The 15,603-nt window shown below is 27.7% G+C and carries 17 protein-coding genes, 1 tRNA gene and 1 riboswitch; of the genes, 7 read left to right on the top strand and 11 right to left on the bottom strand.

Features of this window, described 5'->3' with window-relative positions:
- Nucleotides 1–16: 16 nt before the first annotated feature.
- Both KHQ81_13360 and KHQ81_13365 read right to left on the bottom strand, forming a co-directional pair.
- Complete coding sequence (locus KHQ81_13360; GenBank protein ID QVK17810.1) at nt 17–2,026, bottom strand: ABC transporter ATP-binding protein; 2,010 nt, start codon at nt 2,024–2,026, stop codon at nt 17–19.
- Nucleotides 2,023–3,780, bottom strand: coding sequence for an ATP-binding cassette domain-containing protein (locus tag KHQ81_13365; GenBank protein ID QVK17811.1), 1,758 nt, complete (start codon nt 3,778–3,780; stop codon nt 2,023–2,025). The genes KHQ81_13360 and KHQ81_13365 overlap by 4 nt, the downstream gene beginning before the upstream one ends.
- Nucleotides 3,781–3,973: 193 nt before the next feature.
- Here KHQ81_13365 and KHQ81_13370 point away from each other — a divergent pair, with 193 nt between their 5' ends.
- Nucleotides 3,974–5,023 carry an IS1595 family transposase gene (locus KHQ81_13370; protein QVK17812.1) on the top strand — a complete coding sequence of 350 codons (1,050 nt, stop codon included), beginning with the start codon at nt 3,974–3,976 and terminating at the stop codon, nt 5,021–5,023.
- Nucleotides 5,024–5,162: 139 nt separating this feature from the next.
- Here the strand turns inward: KHQ81_13370 and KHQ81_13375 are convergent, their stop codons facing one another.
- Entirely contained in the window at nt 5,163–5,765 is a 603-nt protein-coding gene (locus tag KHQ81_13375) for an ECF transporter S component (protein QVK17813.1), read from the bottom strand.
- Between the two features lie 99 nt (nt 5,766–5,864).
- Nucleotides 5,865–5,993: riboswitch (FMN riboswitch) on the bottom strand.
- Nucleotides 5,994–6,143: 150 nt separating this feature from the next.
- Between KHQ81_13375 and KHQ81_13380 the strand changes: the two genes are divergently transcribed.
- The 3 genes from KHQ81_13380 (at nt 6,144) to KHQ81_13390 (ending at nt 7,818) form a co-directional block, all read left to right on the top strand.
- Nucleotides 6,144–6,656 (top strand): hypothetical protein, encoded by a 513-nt coding sequence (locus KHQ81_13380; protein ID QVK17814.1) that lies wholly within the window; start codon nt 6,144–6,146, stop codon nt 6,654–6,656.
- Between the two features lie 90 nt (nt 6,657–6,746).
- Complete coding sequence (locus tag KHQ81_13385; protein QVK17815.1) at nt 6,747–7,526, top strand: hypothetical protein; 780 nt, start codon at nt 6,747–6,749, stop codon at nt 7,524–7,526.
- 106 nt (nt 7,527–7,632) lie between these two features.
- A complete protein-coding gene (locus KHQ81_13390; protein QVK17816.1) occupies nt 7,633–7,818 on the top strand; it encodes a hypothetical protein in 186 nt (61 codons plus the stop codon).
- A 211-nt stretch (nt 7,819–8,029) separates the two neighbouring features.
- On the opposite strand, the gene KHQ81_13395 is transcribed toward KHQ81_13390, so the two are convergent.
- On the bottom strand, nt 8,030–8,473 hold the full coding sequence (locus KHQ81_13395; protein ID QVK19643.1) for a helix-turn-helix transcriptional regulator: 444 nt from the start codon (nt 8,471–8,473) through the stop codon (nt 8,030–8,032).
- Nucleotides 8,474–8,813: 340 nt separating this feature from the next.
- On the opposite strand from KHQ81_13395, the gene KHQ81_13400 reads away from it, so the two are divergent.
- Nucleotides 8,814–9,032 carry a TM2 domain-containing protein gene (locus KHQ81_13400; GenBank protein QVK17817.1) on the top strand — a complete coding sequence of 73 codons (219 nt, stop codon included), beginning with the start codon at nt 8,814–8,816 and terminating at the stop codon, nt 9,030–9,032.
- Nucleotides 9,033–9,203: 171 nt separating this feature from the next.
- Here the strand turns inward: KHQ81_13400 and KHQ81_13405 are convergent, their stop codons facing one another.
- From KHQ81_13405 to KHQ81_13420, 4 genes are all read right to left on the bottom strand, one after another.
- Nucleotides 9,204–9,335, bottom strand: coding sequence for a FeoB-associated Cys-rich membrane protein (locus KHQ81_13405; protein QVK17818.1), 132 nt, complete (start codon nt 9,333–9,335; stop codon nt 9,204–9,206).
- Between the two features lie 13 nt (nt 9,336–9,348).
- Nucleotides 9,349–11,589, bottom strand: coding sequence for a ferrous iron transport protein B (gene feoB / locus KHQ81_13410; protein QVK17819.1), 2,241 nt, complete (start codon nt 11,587–11,589; stop codon nt 9,349–9,351).
- Nucleotides 11,590–11,662: 73 nt separating this feature from the next.
- The gene (locus KHQ81_13415; GenBank protein QVK17820.1) at nt 11,663–11,884 is read right to left on the bottom strand and encodes a ferrous iron transport protein A; all 222 of its coding nucleotides are present in this window, start codon (nt 11,882–11,884) and stop codon (nt 11,663–11,665) included.
- Between the two features lie 28 nt (nt 11,885–11,912).
- The gene (locus tag KHQ81_13420; GenBank protein QVK17821.1) at nt 11,913–12,125 is read right to left on the bottom strand and encodes a ferrous iron transport protein A; all 213 of its coding nucleotides are present in this window, start codon (nt 12,123–12,125) and stop codon (nt 11,913–11,915) included.
- Between the two features lie 175 nt (nt 12,126–12,300).
- Here KHQ81_13420 and KHQ81_13425 point away from each other — a divergent pair, with 175 nt between their 5' ends.
- On the top strand, nt 12,301–12,669 hold the full coding sequence (locus KHQ81_13425; protein ID QVK17822.1) for a metal-dependent transcriptional regulator: 369 nt from the start codon (nt 12,301–12,303) through the stop codon (nt 12,667–12,669).
- 179 nt (nt 12,670–12,848) lie between these two features.
- Here KHQ81_13425 and KHQ81_13430 read toward each other — a convergent pair whose 3' ends face one another.
- Nucleotides 12,849–13,310, bottom strand: a complete 462-nt coding sequence (locus KHQ81_13430) for a universal stress protein (GenBank protein QVK17823.1) — start codon at nt 13,308–13,310, stop codon at nt 12,849–12,851.
- A 194-nt stretch (nt 13,311–13,504) separates the two neighbouring features.
- A complete protein-coding gene (locus KHQ81_13435; protein QVK17824.1) occupies nt 13,505–13,882 on the bottom strand; it encodes a hypothetical protein in 378 nt (125 codons plus the stop codon).
- A gap of 177 nt (nt 13,883–14,059) precedes the next feature.
- Between KHQ81_13435 and KHQ81_13440 the strand changes: the two genes are divergently transcribed.
- Complete coding sequence (locus KHQ81_13440; GenBank protein ID QVK17825.1) at nt 14,060–15,187, top strand: leucine-rich repeat domain-containing protein; 1,128 nt, start codon at nt 14,060–14,062, stop codon at nt 15,185–15,187.
- Nucleotides 15,188–15,425: 238 nt separating this feature from the next.
- Here the strand turns inward: KHQ81_13440 and KHQ81_13445 are convergent.
- A tRNA-Phe gene (locus tag KHQ81_13445) sits at nt 15,426–15,501 on the bottom strand.
- Nucleotides 15,502–15,603 lie beyond the last annotated feature (102 nt).

Here is a 15,603-nt window from a genome sequence, read left to right on the forward strand (position 1 = left end):
CTTTACTTTTCTATACTTAGTGAAGTTGTGATTCATACATCTCAAAATACTTCCCTTTTAAAGACATTAACGCTTCATGATTACCTCTTTCAACAATACTTCCTTTTTCTAACACAATAATCTGATCAGCATCTTTAATTGTAGAAAGACGGTGTGCAATAATGAAAGTTGTACGATTTTTCTTAACCACTTCTAATGCCTTTTGAATTAACTGTTCTGTTTCTGTATCAATATTTGCGGTTGCTTCATCAAGAACTAATACAGCCGGATTATATATCATTGCTCTCGCAAAAGAGATTAATTGTCTTTCACCTGTTGAGAAGTTTGAACCCATATCTAACACAGGATCATGAATTCCTTTAGAAAATTTCTTAATAAAACGCTCAGCTCCTATTTTTATTAAGGCGTCCTCAATTATTTCATCTGTAACCAATTCATTATTTAAACTGATATTTGAAGCGATTGTTCCAGTGAATAGCACAGGATCTTGTAATACAATCCCTACATGTTTTCGATAAGCTTGTTTAGAATATTTTCTAATATCAACATCATCGATAAGGATTTCTCCTTCAACATAATCATAGAAACGAAGCATTACATTCATCATTGAACTTTTCCCACTACCAGTATGTCCAACTAAAGCAATCGTCTGCCCTGAGTTAACTTTTAAATTAATATCTTTTAAAATATAATTATCTTTTTCATAAGCAAAATATAAATGTTTAAATTCAATATTTCCTTTAAATCGTTCTACTTCATCATCATATAAGGCAATTTCATCTTGATCTAGTAAATAAAATACACGATCACATGAGACTAAAGATTGTTCAAACACATCAATGTTTCCAAAAATTTGATTGATAGGGTTAATTAACTTATTCATATAATCGATAAATGCATAAATAACACCAACTTCAACAACCGTCTGGATCCCAAGAGCTCCCCATCCAAAATATAAGAGAATTGCCCCATATATTAATCTTTGCAAAGATCTTACTAAGTTACCAGATAAAGTCGCATTTAACGTCAACATTCTATTTCTATATTCTAAATAACGTTTATTATGTGATTGGAATTCCTCATAACTTAAATCTTCACGATTAAACGCTTGAATAACTTCCATACCTTTTATAGACTGATTTAAATAAGCGTTTATTTCTGAATTTTCACTTCTAATCACTTGATTATTTTTTTTAGCCCCTTTTCTATATAACTTACCCCAGATTAAAAGAATCGGTAATAAAATTAAACTATATCCTGCTAACTGCATATTTAAAATAAACAAACTAATATAAATTCCTACAAAATATACAATAGCACTTATAAATACAATTAGAGTTCTTGAAAATAAGTTGATAATCGTTTGTGTATCATTTGTGACTCTTGCGACTACTTTACCAGCTGGAATTTTATCAAAATAGGAAATATGTAATTTTTGAATCTTTTCAAAAGCATCTTTTCTAATATCATAAGTTACTTTATTTCCTAACCTAAAGAAGCTTAAACGATATAAATAGGTTATAATCATCACAATGAAATTTAAAATAACATTGATTATAACAAGTACAATAATAGGATAAACGGCAGGTTGATAAAAATTTAATACTTCATTTGAACCTAATAAATCAACATCATATCGATGCTCTATATTATTAACATCAGTAACAACCAACTGGTTATTACTTATTTTTTTAGAACCCTTTACCACATATTCATCAATAAAATAAAATTTATTATTAATCAAATATACTCTAACCTCATTATCTGTAGAAATCCATTTATCTTTATTATCCTTTATGTTTCTACTTTGTGCATAATACTTTCCCTCATATTCAACAGGGTTTTCCACAGTTTTATCCACAACATACCAAGGTTTCTCCACACCTATTAAATAGTCATCAATAATCGTTTTATAAATAAAAGGAAAAATCAATTCAATACTGATTGCTATTATGAGCGATATGAGTGATAGGAAAACTAATTTTCTATATTTATTTGTATATTTCCATATTCTTAAAAATCTCATTTTCTATCACCCCTGTTATTACTCAACAATTGTTGATGAACATATTGTTTACAATACCATCCATCGATCTCCATCAATTCTTGATGAGACCCACGTTCAACAATGACACCATCATTTAATACAATAATTTCATCTGCATGTTCAACAGCTGACAATCGATGAGCAACAATTATTGTTGTTTTACTCTTTCTTACCTGTCTAATATTTGATAATATATCTTTTTCTGTCGTTCCATCAACTGCAGATAATGAATCATCTAAAATCAAGACTTCAGGATTTGTGATAAAAGCCCGTGCAATTGATAATCTTTGTTTTTGTCCACCTGAAAGCATAACTCCTTGTTCACCAACAATCGTCTCTAAACCATCATCTAAAAAAGCGATATCTTTTCTAAATGAAGCTAAATCAATTGCTTGATTCACTTCCTCTTCTGTTGATTCTTTTTTACCAAATGCGATATTTTTTTTAACTGTACCTGTAAATAAAATATGTTCTTGTGGAACATACCCTAAATATTGACGAATATCTTGAGATTTCATATCTTTTATATTAACACCATTTATTAATACATTTCCTTCTTTTAAATTATATTGTTTTAGTATTTGTCTTAATATCGTTGTTTTCCCAGAACCTGTTTTCCCTACAATACCAAGTGTTTTTCCTTTTTCTAATTTAAAACTAATATTTTCTATCACATTATACTCACTAGTTGGATATCTGAATGTAACATTATCAAATTCAATTACGTTTAAATGCTTCCCTGCAGATATTGGATGAACCGGTTCTACTATATCTGATTTTTGTTTCAAAATACTATTAATACGATCATATGAGGCATTCCCACGACTCATAATATTCACCATATCACCTAAGGCAAACATCGGCCACCCTAACATTCCTAAATAAATAGAAAAAGAAACTAATTTACCAGGTGTAATTTCTTGATGAAATACCATATAACATCCGACACTTATCGCAATCGTATATGCTATGGTAAATGCTGTTCTAAATAAAGGATCAAATAATGCATTTACTTTAATTAATCCTAAATTTTTCTGATAAGCATTTTTAGCACTATCTTCTAAACGATTAATATCTTCTTGTTCTTGAACAAATGCCCGTACCACTCGTACACCAGTTACAGATTCTAATACCTTATTGTTCATTTCACTGAATGCATTTTGTGACTTTGTATAAGCTTTATGTATTTTATCACCTAAGATTTTGACCCCAATCACAACAAATGGTAATGGAATTAAAGATAGCAGTGTTAATTTTAAACTAATTGTATATATCATCATAAATAATATAAAAATTAAATATATAACTGAATCCACTAAAGTTAGAACACCATACCCAGCTGTCATCGACACAGCGTTTAAATCAGTGGTTGCACGAGCCATTAAATCACCAACTACATTTCTTTCAAAAAACTTGCTATCCATTTTTAGAAGATGTCGAAAGAAGTTTTTTCTAATCGTAAACTCTAATTTAATTCCTGCGCCAAACAATAAATAAGCCCAAAAAAACGTCACTATATATCCGCCAACAGTGATAAGCAACAAATATAGAATTAATTGTATTAAAGATTCTTGTGTGATTGTTTTGTTGATTATTTCATCGATTCCTATTTCTAATATTTTTGGAGGAAGGACACTAACAATACTCGCTATATTTAAACAAGTTATTGCTAGTAAATAGCGAACCCAATGGTCCTTTATGTACCAACCAATTTTTTTGAAAATACTAAACATATTCTCACCTCACTTAATCACATTTAGCACTATTATATAATAACAGAGTAATATATCAATAGTTCTTGTATTATTTTTAATAAAAACTTATTTATTTTCGCTAAATTCAATTTAAGTGTTGATATTTTTTTATTGTTACATCTATGATGTAATAAGTCACTTTATAATGAAATTATAAAGTGAGGTAATTAGAATGATAAATAAAATAGATTTAATTAATGAATTAAATAAACTATCTATAAAGAATTATGAAGATGTTTTTAGTTTCATTATGTCTTTCAATAACCCTATAGAATCTAAAAGCGATATTTGTTTGAATTGTCCACATTGTGGTTCAGTTGAGTTTGTTAAAAATGGAAAAACAAACAAAGGAATTCAAAGATACATTTGTCGCGAGTGTAATAAATCATTTTGTGATACATCTAACACTCTTCTTTATAGAAGTAGATGTACTGAAGATATATGGTTAAAATTTATTGATTGTGAAATATCAGGATTATCTTTAAAAGAAACTGCTTATTATAATAATTTAAGTATCACAACTTGTTTTTATATGCGACATAAGCTTTATAAAGCAATCAGAAACTTAAAGATGAAAGAAACTTTATCTAGTAAAGTTGAATTAGATTGTATTTATACAAAGATAAATCTTAAAGGAACCAAACCATCAAATATGCCTAGACATAGTAAAAAGAGAGGTAATACATCTGCATATTCAGGTATATCTCATCACAAAGTATGTATTGTCGCTGCAATCGATGAAAATGATAATATGTTGCTTGAGATAGCTGGAGTTGGATCGGAATCAATGGAAAAATACACTAAATATACCGATAAATTTATGGATACAACTTTAATTATTTCTGACAGTAAACCATGTATTCAACAATTTGCGAATAATTTAGGTGTTAAGAATGATAAAGTTCCTGTGATAGCTAATAAAAAACGTTATACTACTAATCTAGGTAATAGTTTAGGTGATATTAATCAATTGGCTACCGGGATTACTAAGATTATAAAAAATAGTCATGGTGTATCTATAAGACATTTACAAGATTACTTATCATTTTACCTATATAAAAAACAATTACATTATAGAACTAATCGAAAAGATCATGCAAATATAATGTATAACTTATTAAAATACAATCATCATTTATCTAATAAGGATACGTTAAATTTTGATTATCCAATATCTTTAAAAGATGCTTATTATGAATATCGATATGGGATTTTTGCATAATCATCAACACTTAAATTGAAAAGAACGTTTATTTTTAATTTTTAGGAAAGTTTACCTTAGTCAACTTCTATTCAAAGCATACTTCAACTATCAATATATAAAAAAAGTTGTCATTACGACAACTTTTTGTATCTTTTGATTAATCTTCACTTAATAAATTCTTAAAATGATTATCACTAACATCTAGTTTTAAAACAATTTGTTCTAGTCTAAAACTCAGAATTATAAATGCTGTTGACAAAAACACACCTTTAATAATATTAGGTATTATTGTCGCAACCGCACCAGTATATATTAGATTATGAGTATATGGTATATTTGTATAAATAAAGTATAGTTTAAAGAAAATCAAATAATTTAATGTTGGTAATATAACAATCATAGCTATAGTTGCTACAATTGTTGGAATCAAACGAATTAAAATTTTGTTATTATTGAATATCTTCTTAGAATATTTCATAGAAAAGTAAAACGGAAGAACATAAACCATTGAAGCTGTAAATGCAATGATTTCTTCTAATCCTACTCCTGTTTCACCACGTTTCACCAAAAAATGTAATAATGATTTTAGAAAAGCTACAATTATTCCACCTATAGGACCATAAATCACTGTTGATATAATAACCGTTAAATCACTAGCATCAACTTTAAAGACATTTGTTAATGGTATTTCAAAATACATCAAAACTGTTCCTAATGATGCTAATATTGCTAATGTAACTAGTTTCTTTGTTTTATACATAATTTTCCCTCCAAAATATATTTTTAGATAAGAAAAACCCCTTATATAATCTTCTAAGGGGTTTAGTTTCAGAGGTACATTAATTGCATACTAAAACCATTAAAACTTCTCCCAGCCAGACTTTACTGTCGATTACGGAATTTCACCGTACTGACTAATGATGAATCATCATTAGTGTTGTGGACTATAACCACCGGTAAGGAATTTCACCTTGTCTCGAAGATTGTATATTCGGTTATTTCTTACACTGACATTATATGATAGTTTGACGAAAAATGCAAGTTGAAAGTTTTGTTATTTATAGTATTTACTTAAAAATTAGTCATAATTCATTATATATAATGAATAGTATATATTAACAACGAAAAGGAGGAAACTATGAAACTTACTAAGTGGGAATTTATTGGTGTTATTCTTATCTCAGGATTAGGAATATTTTTACATTATGCTTACGAACTATCTGAAAGTAATCAATATGTAGCTTTGTTCGCTCCTGTTAATGAGACGATTTGGGAACATTTGAAAATGGCGTTTTATGGTATGATTGGCTTTGCTTTATTTGAGTATATTTTTATAGGTAGTGAACATAAAAATTTTATATTCGCTAAAGCATTTAGTTCATTACTAGCTTGTTTTTTAGTTGTTGTTTTATACTATGGATATACTAATTTCCTTGACCCTAGTTTATATCTAGACATCATTATTTTTGTTGTCGCAATATTACTTGCTCAAATGTTTAGTTTTGCAATATTAAAATCTAAACTATTTATTAATGGACTAAACTACATAGGATTAATCGCAATATTCTTAGCTGCATTAACTTTTGCAAGTTATACATACGAACCACCTCATGATAATAATGTTTTCACTGAAACTCTATCACACGAATAATATTACTTGAATAGTTTAAAAATTCCTCCTTTAAATTGTAATTTTTGACATAAAATGTTAAAATTTATAATACATAAAGGAGGAATTTTTATGGGGTTAAGAACAATTATCAAACTATATTTTCGCTTAATTATACTAATTATTTTTTCAACTTTTTTAGCCTATGATTATTACTACAGTACAAACATGACTAATTACCTCATAAATTATAAGCTATTTAATGTTGTTTCTATAATTCATATTTTATGGCTATTTTTAGTGTTAGAAATGATCGTTTTAATCATTCCTAAATTCAATCGATATTCTTATAGCGGTAAACATTTATTAAAACATTGCCTTCCTGAAACAAATTACAACCAGGAAAAATTAGATCAATTTACAAATCAAAATAAAAAAAGAGCATTAAACAGTGCTATCTTTTGGATTTTATTAAATGCACCATTTGCACTTTTGTTCTTTTTAGGCTATCTTCATCCACGATTTTTTTATTGGTTATTTTTCTTATACTATTTTTTCGATACTGTTTGTATCAACATTTTTTGTATTTTCCATGTATATATCGTAAGAAATAAATGCTGTAACGAATGCCGTATTTATAATTGGAGTAATTTTATGTATTGTACACCATTGTTATTTATGCCTAATTTTTGGAACTACTCACTCATTTTCCTATCAATTATAATTTTAATTCAATGGGAAGTTTCAGTGCATTTTCATCCAGAACGATTCTCATCCATCTCAAATCGTACTTTACAATGCAAACACTGTCCGCATAAATGTCGATATAATACAAATAAACATACGCTTATACAATGGATAAATAAAATTGGACAATCCTTATATAATAAATTTAAACATGCAAAATCCTAAAAAGATACTTCAATATAAAGTATCTTTTTTTTCTATATTTTTTAAATAAATTAGTCGTAACATAAAAAATATAAATCTGCAAAATATAATAAAGAGGAGGAAAGAAATGAAAGATAAGATTAAAAAAATTAACGAAAATGTTATAAAAGAAAATACAACTAATAATCAACCAAAAATAGAAACCAATCAAACAAACAAAAAAACATTCAAACCATCTTTAAACGAAATATATGAAATGAAATCAAATAATTACTCAGACTATTCAACAGAAACTTTAGAAAAATTAGAATAATAATAGTATGAAAGTATTAAAGTTTAAATCTTTAATACTTTTTTAACTAATTACATCACTAAAAATTAATTAATAATTTTTATTATTTATCAATCTTAAGCTCTAAATATCAAATAGTATATTTTAGCTTTTATATTTTGTTAAATAAGGAAAATCTCCCATTTCACTTCCAAGTGAGGTTGTTTATAAATTTATATAAACTATTTCTATCTTATTTCTTTAATTTCTTAACTCTAATAACTTCTAATATATATCCTATGCCCATACCTATAAAAGAACCTGCTGTTCCCCACATAAAATTTCCTGTAATGACTCCAACAGCTGTCCCAATTATAAAACCTCCAAGCATTAAACTAACTGAAGCTTCTTCCACACCATCTTCATCATAACTACCATCGTTATCAGTAGATATATAATCTGCTTGATTTATACTTTTTTCTTTATCCATTTTTTCATTAACCACCAACTCATCTAAACTAACCTTAAATATATCCTTTAATGATATAAGGTTATCAATATCTGGATAAGCTTTACCAGATTCCCACTTTGAAATTGCTTGACGTGATATATTTAACTTTTCTGCAAGCTGTTCTTGTGATAGTTTTTTCTCTTTTCTTAATTTCTTTAAATTATCTTGTAAATTCAAATTTACCACCTCATATGTAATTATCCCTATTTCTTGATCATTATGCAAGCATATAGTAGTTGCTTTTATTGTAAACCAATAGTTGCACCAATGTAAAATACTAATATAGTTTTTATTTCTATCAATGATTGAGTCAAGATTCTTCAATCCATTATACTACTCATATCCCCACTAATTACTATTTCTAGTTAATAATTTTTTGATACCACATTGTTTAGCTGTATTTTTTATTTTTATTTTGATATTCCTATCTGTTTTCGCTATAAATATTTTTTACTATGGGATAATTAATTAATAATTTTTATCATTTCAACAATAATATTATTAACGATAAAATGGAGGAAATAATATGAAAAACAGAAATGTATCAAGCAAAAATTGGCTAGTAGCCTTATTGCTATGTATTTTTTTAGGATATTTAGGTGGCCACAGATTTTATGTTGGAAAAATAGGAACAGGAATATTATGGCTTTTAACCGTTGGACTTTTTGGCATTGGTTATATAGTTGATCTATTATTAATCGCTTCATTTAAATTTAAGGATTCATATGGTGAAATACTAAAATAAGTTTAAATTATTAATAAAAGGCATGTTATATCATTTTTATATTTTATATAAAAAGATTGTGTCTATCCAAGAGGAGATTCAACCCATTTTCTAATACCTAATGATGGTAATAAAATATCTCCTTCTAGTGATAAACACAATCTATTTTTTTGTCTTTATATAAATGTATATTTAGTGATTATGATTACATTTATTCCTAAATGGACAACCTGTACATTTCCCTCTTTTTGCATCTTTAATAAGTTTTCGAACAGCTAAGATTAAAGAAGATAAAATTATAGCTCCTAAAAAGTAATTAATCATAATACCAATTCCTTTATTTTTCTTTTTTATTATAAGAATTTCTTAATTTATTAACAATCCCAATAACAACAGCAAGTATTATAAACGCAGCAAATATTATTGAAACTATATCACCTATAATAACATTACCTTCAGATGCTGACTCAATTGTATCAGGATCCATGATGACAGGTTTAACAGCATCTGTTCCTTTGAAAATTAATCCACCAACATTATAAACTAACATAGCAAGTATATAAGCTATACCTGTTTGATAACCTATTGCGATAAAAGTCCATTTCCAATTACCAAACTCTCTTTTCATTGCACCAATTGCGGCGAAACAAGGAGCTGCAAATAAGGTAAATATCATGAAAGCATATGCTGATACTTGAGTAAATTCAACAGTAGTAGAAGTTCCAACAATAGCGAATGTAGCAACTACAACTTCTTTTGCGATTAAACCGGTTATCAATGCAACTGGTCCAGTCCAATCATTTCCAAAGCCTAGAGGTGCAAACAACCATTTAATAGAATTACCTATTTTTGCTAGTATACTTTCTTCAATTCTTTCTCCACCAAGAAACTCAAGTGAAAAACTAAAAGACTGAAGGAACCATAGAACTACCACAGCTATTAAGATAATAGTTCCGGCTTTAATGATAAATGATTTCGCCTTTTCCCACATATGAATTACTACTCCATTTGCTTTCGGAAATCTATATTGTGGTAATTCCATCACAAAAGGTGCAGGATCACCCTTAAACAATTTAGTTCTTTTAAGGATTATTCCAGATATAACAACCATCGCAAATCCAATTATATACATTGAAGGTCCAACCCAAGACTGTTGGCTAAACATTATTGCGATAAACATTGCGAAAACTGGAAGCTTTGCCCCACATGGAATAAATGGGGTTAGCATAATTGTCATTTTTCTATCTTTTTCATTTTCAATAGTTCTAGATGCCATAATCCCAGGAATCGAACATCCTGTACCAATTAACATAGGGATAAATGACTTTCCTGAAAGTCCAAACTTATGGAAAATTTTATCCATTATAAATGCCACTCTTGCCATATATCCAGAATCTTCTAAAAGAGATATAAATAGAAATAGTATCATTAATTGAGGTACAAATACCATAATTCCACTAATACCACCAATAATACCATCAATTATAAGGCTTTGCATCCAATCTACTGCTCCAGCGCTAACTAAAAATGACTCAACGCCACCACTAATCCATTCAAAAAACATTTCAACCCATCCGATTAAATAATCTCCGAGTGTTGATATAGATACCCAATAAATAAACCACATAATTCCAAAAAACATTGGTAATCCTAACCATTTGTTAGTCACAATTTTGTCAATTTTATCAGAGGTTGATAATTTTTGTGTCGAATTTTTTTTATATGTACCATTAAGAATTCTAGAAATACTTTCGTATCTCTCCTTGATAATAATACTTTCAGCATCATCATCAAGTTTTTTTTCACAACTATCTCTTAAGATAGTAATTTTTTCTAGTATTTCTTTTGAAATATCTATGCTAATCAATGCCTTTTCATCTGATTCAAATAACTTTATCGCTAACCATCTATTATTCATATTTTTAAAAGAAGGCAAACTAGATAAAATATCTTCAATTTGTGAGATAACACTTTCAACCTCTTTTGAAAAAACTGTATTTATTGTTGTATGATTTATTGTTTTAGCCATACTAACGGATACACCAGCTAATACGTTAATACCCTTATTATTACAGATTTTTTCACATTGGTCTTTATATCCTTGAAGATAATATTCTTGAAATCCTTTGTTTCCTTGGTTAGTTATTGCTGAAATAGGAATGACAGGACAACCTATTTGGTCAGATAATTTTTTTATATTTATCTTTTCTCCATTTTTCACAATAATATCCATCATATTTAAAACAACTACTACTGGAATATCTAGTTCTAAAAGTTGTGTAGTAAGATATAAATTCCTTTCAATATTAGATGCATCAACTATATTAACAATGACATCTGGTTTTTCGTTAATTAAATAATTACGAGCTACCACTTCTTCAAGCGTATATGGTGATAATGAATAAATTCCTGGTAAGTCAATGATAGACACACCTTTATAGCCTTTTAATTTACCCTCTTTCTTTTCTACAGTAACACCAGGCCAGTTTCCTACATGTTGGGTAGACCCTGTTAATAAATTAAAAACCGTTGTTTTACCACTGTTAGGATTGCCAGCAAGGGCAATTGTAATAGACATAATATAATCCTCCTCTATAAAATTAGTGTATGCTAACTTTATGTTTAAAATTTTTTTTATGAACAGGTGAAAATTATTCCACTATGATTGTTTGAGCATCTGCTTTCCTAATTGAAAGCTGATATCCTCTTACAGTAATTTCAATAGGATCACCCATTGGTGCAGCTTTCCTAACAATAATTGCACAACCTTTAGTAATACCCATGTCCATTATTCTACGTTTTACAGGTCCAGAACCGACTAATTTTTTAACAATTACAGTTTTTCCAAATTCCACTTCTTTTAATGTTTTCATCACAACTCTCCTTTATAATTATATTAATTTAAACCATGACTCGATTTGCCATCGTTTTATCTAAAGCAATACGTACTTCTTTAACTTTTATCAATAGGTTCCCATTAAGTTCAGTAATGATGGTCACTATACCACCTTCTACGAACCCAAGATTCATTAAATGATTTCGGATTTTATCCTTACCAACTACTTTTTTAATTATTACAGGTATTCCTGGTTTAACCATTGATAGTGGCATCATTTGTACCTCCTTTATAATAAGTTAGCGTTGTCTAACTATAGAAAGTTTACTACCGCTAACTTTATTTGTCAAGTCTTTTTTAAAACTATCTGAAAAAGTAAGTTCTTTAAATACGCATTATCATTGCTTCTTCAATTATTAAATGATAATATGAAATGTATGAGAGGTGATATATATGCAAAGTAAAGAATCAAGAGAAATGTATTTAGAAGTTATATTAAAACTTTCTGAAAAAAATGATGTCGTTCGTTCAATAGATATTGCGAATGAACTCAATTACTCAAAACCAAGTATTAGCCGGGCAATGAAAGTTTTAAAACAAGAGGGATATATAACACAACTACCCTATGGTGATATTAAGTTAACTCAAAAAGGATTAGAAAAAGCTAAGAAAATATACAATATCCACAACTTAATAACTGATTTTTTAGTGAAAACATTAAAAATAGATAAAATTACTGCTGAAAAAGATGCTTGCAGAATAGAACATGTCATCAGTCAAGAAACAGTTGATGCGATAGAACAATATTTAATAGATAATTGATATATTATATAATATATATTTTAAGAATATTCTCATTATAAACCTAAACATAAAACAAAAGAGTTACTATTATAAAAAATAATATGTAACTCTTTTTAGTTATTTATATATATATAACTTATTATAAAAATAATCTTTTTTGGCTTTCTTTGTCTTTAAGTTAAGAAGTTGTCATTTTCTTACTCTTCTTCACTTTGGTTTTTTACGACTAAAACATCCTTTGGTGCATGTTTAACAATTTCTGTAGCCATATTACCAAACAATTTAAAAATACCTTTACTACTACTAGAACCACATACAATTAAATCACAATCAAAACCTGGTGCTATAACACCTGTAATTGCCCGTGCAGGTGTTGAACTAGCTGTAACAACAACATCAACTTGTGTTACTCCCTTGTTTAATGCTTCTTCCTTATATTTATTTAAAGTCTCTTCAATCCCATCATTTGTTTCAAAATATACGATATCTTGAGGCATGTAGACACTACCATTTGTATAATTTGGCATGATGTATTGCATGTTTTTTATATGACACAATGTAAGTTTTGCTTGATTTTTTAAAGCAATGTTTAATCCAACTTCAAATAAATGATAAGCATTAGAACCGTGAGATATTGCAACCAATACATTTTTATACATACAATCACCTCCAAAAATTACCTTATTTTTATTATTATATCAAATTTTTGTGTTTTATTCCATTATATTGACCTAGATAAACAAAAAAAGCATCCAATTTACTTGTAAAGTAAATGAAGATACTATAAATGGTGGTTCGGGGCAGAATAGAACTTCTGACACAATGATTTTCAGTCCAACATTGCTTATTAATATTATTCAACATGTTCAAACTCAATAATATTTCTTAAACGCTCAGGCAATCGCTTTATCTTATCTACAGAAATGTCACCATATGGGGTTTTTATTAAAGATCCCTCACTAACAAAAAACATAAAGAATACTAATCTAGAAGGCTTTACTGCTTGTTCCATATTTCCATAAATATCTGATATTCTATTTAAACCATTTTTATCTAAAAACTGCTCTAAATATGGTGATTGAGATTCTATTTGTTTTATATTTTTTTCATAAAGGTAAAATTCGTTAAACCTTATTTCAGTTGATAATTCATCAATAGTTAATTCAACTAGTACTTTATCTTTATCAAATTCATAAACTCCTAATATATTCATATCTTTATTTTCAAACACACAACCATCTCCTCAAGTATATCTTGTCATATATTTATAATAAAAACCTTCCTTACTATTAACTATTACATTTATGTACAATATCCATAAATTATGTTATATGTAAAGTATTTGTTAATAATGTGGTATAATATGGTATATGGTAATTCATGTTTACTTATCAAGGGGGATAACTATATGTTTCAAGATAATCGATTAAAAAAGTATGTTTATAATGTTCTAAAAAAAGACTCCAATTCTACTATTACATTAGAAGAATGTCAAAGTATAACAGAACTCGATTTAAGTAATAAAGGGATAAGGTCTTTAGAGGGGTTACAATATTTTATTAACATGAAATCATTAAATCTAAGAGATAATAAAATTTCTGACTTATCTCCAATAAAAAATGCTTTGAAGCTAGAGGCTTTGTCATTTATAAATACAAAAATAGATAAACTAGATGATATTAGTGGATTAGTTAATTTAAAGATACTATATATAAGCTCAAATATTAAAGATTTAAAACCAATATCCAATTTATTTAATCTTGAGGAATTATATGGATTTGAGACTTCAATTAAGAATTTAAACCCTATTAGAGATTTGAAGACATTAAAACACTTAATACTCCCTCTTTCTAATGTAAGTGATATATCACCAATCATTAATCTAGATAGTTTAAAATCATTAATATTAGAAGGTAAGAGAATCAAAGAACAACAGTTATTGCTTGAATTTAAATCTCTTAAATTGGTATGTGCCAATGACCTAACAAAAAAGATTATTTCAGACTTAGAAGCAATAAATTGTGAATATTCTCCTAGTTACCTTTTTGTAGATAAATTAGAATCTATAGATGAACAGGATGAAAAACTTAGTGGTTGTGCTTTCTTTTTGAAATCTAAAGATTTAGAAACACCAATTGCTATTACCGCATTTGGGTTTGTCTTTACTTTAGGACTTCTAATATACGGTATAGTTGATAACACTTTGCACAATACCATTCTTATAAGAACAGCTCCATTAATCCTTTTTAGTTTATTAGGATTAGCACTTCTACTTATGATGAATTATAGCATTTGTATGTATGATGATTACTTAATTTATAAAAATCCTTTATTAAAAAGGACAATAAAATATATAGATATAAAGTCATTAAAATATAAACATAGACAAAGTTTAAAGAATGTGGGTATAAGCATTAACATAAAAATGAAATTGCCAATATACATTGATTTATGGCATGTTAAACCTTACAAAGAAAAAGCCTTTGTAAAGATTGTAAAGGAACTCACAAAACTAAAAGTTAAGAACCATAAATAAAATTGTATCCACTTAGTAAATTTAAAGTTTATTAAGAGGATTTTTTTATCTTATAATATTATAAGGAGATGAGATTCCCACAATTTATCTATACATTTTCATTAATCCAACTTTATTTTTGTGTGCTTTTTAACATAGGTCAACTTGCTACACATCCTATTGATGCTATGTTAGACACGGACAACCATTAAAAATATATAACAAAAAAAGCCCAATTAGGGCTTTATTAATTACAAAATGGTGGTTCGGGGCAGAATCGAACTGCCGACACAAGGATTTTCAGTCCTTTGCTCTACCGACTGAGCTACCGAACCCTATTAAATTTTCAACGCTTTTATATCATACCAATTAAACATTATTTTGTCAATATTTTTTGAAAAAGAAAAATTTATAAAAAAAACTTATAACATTCCTCT

This window comes from Mycoplasmatota bacterium (assembly GCA_018394295.1).
GTDB lineage: Bacteria > Bacillota_I > Bacilli_A > Haloplasmatales > Haloplasmataceae > JAENYC01.

Coding starts and splice junctions, on each gene's coding strand:
- KHQ81_13360 (QVK17810.1), bottom strand. CDS start 2,026: ATGAGATTTTTAAGAATATGGAAATATACAAATAAATATAGAAAATTA.
- KHQ81_13365 (QVK17811.1), bottom strand. CDS start 3,780: ATGTTTAGTATTTTCAAAAAAATTGGTTGGTACATAAAGGACCATTGG.
- KHQ81_13370 (QVK17812.1), top strand. CDS start 3,974: ATGATAAATAAAATAGATTTAATTAATGAATTAAATAAACTATCTATA.
- KHQ81_13375 (QVK17813.1), bottom strand. CDS start 5,765: ATGTATAAAACAAAGAAACTAGTTACATTAGCAATATTAGCATCATTA.
- KHQ81_13380 (QVK17814.1), top strand. CDS start 6,144: ATGAAACTTACTAAGTGGGAATTTATTGGTGTTATTCTTATCTCAGGA.
- KHQ81_13385 (QVK17815.1), top strand. CDS start 6,747: ATGGGGTTAAGAACAATTATCAAACTATATTTTCGCTTAATTATACTA.
- KHQ81_13390 (QVK17816.1), top strand. CDS start 7,633: ATGAAAGATAAGATTAAAAAAATTAACGAAAATGTTATAAAAGAAAAT.
- KHQ81_13400 (QVK17817.1), top strand. CDS start 8,814: ATGAAAAACAGAAATGTATCAAGCAAAAATTGGCTAGTAGCCTTATTG.
- KHQ81_13405 (QVK17818.1), bottom strand. CDS start 9,335: ATGATTAATTACTTTTTAGGAGCTATAATTTTATCTTCTTTAATCTTA.
- feoB (QVK17819.1), bottom strand. CDS start 11,589: ATGTCTATTACAATTGCCCTTGCTGGCAATCCTAACAGTGGTAAAACA.
- KHQ81_13415 (QVK17820.1), bottom strand. CDS start 11,884: ATGAAAACATTAAAAGAAGTGGAATTTGGAAAAACTGTAATTGTTAAA.
- KHQ81_13420 (QVK17821.1), bottom strand. CDS start 12,125: ATGATGCCACTATCAATGGTTAAACCAGGAATACCTGTAATAATTAAA.
- KHQ81_13425 (QVK17822.1), top strand. CDS start 12,301: ATGCAAAGTAAAGAATCAAGAGAAATGTATTTAGAAGTTATATTAAAA.
- KHQ81_13430 (QVK17823.1), bottom strand. CDS start 13,310: ATGTATAAAAATGTATTGGTTGCAATATCTCACGGTTCTAATGCTTAT.
- KHQ81_13440 (QVK17825.1), top strand. CDS start 14,060: ATGTTTCAAGATAATCGATTAAAAAAGTATGTTTATAATGTTCTAAAA.